Raw genomic sequence first — 486 nt, forward strand, 5'->3', positions numbered from 1 at the left:
GCTCTCGACGGCTTCGACGGTAATTTCGGCGCTGGCCATTTCCTGGAGCGTCGAGATAGAGTAGCCGTAGGTGGCGGGTTCGAGGTCGTCCTCGAGGGTGTGGGTGAGCGAGACGGTCGTGGAGTCGCCGCCGGCGAGGGTGATCTCCTGCATGGCGTCGGTGTCGACGAGTCGGCGGAGTTCCGCTTCGGAGTACTCATCGCGAGCGTCGACTTCGCCGTCCCAGAAGAGGAAGATCGTCTGGGTGGCTTCTTCGTCGCCCGTGTTGGTGATGGTGGCGTCGGCGGTGAACGACTCGCCCGCGCCGACGGTGTCGGGGCCATCGATCGAGCTGACCTCGAAGTAGGCGGGATCGGGCTCGCCGCCCTCTTCGATGGTGATGGTGGCCGTGGCGACCTCGTCGGCGGAGACGCCGTGTTGGAGGTCGCCGGTTTCCTCGTCGGCGGGGATCTCGTAGGAGAACGAGACGGTGGTGGTCTCGCCGCC

1 pseudogene is annotated in these 486 nt (G+C 66.3%); it reads right to left on the reverse strand.

The window, feature by feature from the left end:
• Window positions 1-486, reverse strand: a pseudogene (locus DVH23_RS23310) (hypothetical protein); the annotation flags it as partial.

It is taken from the genome of Saliphagus sp. LR7 (genome assembly GCF_003344565.1).
GTDB lineage: Archaea > Halobacteriota > Halobacteria > Halobacteriales > Natrialbaceae > Saliphagus > Saliphagus infecundisoli.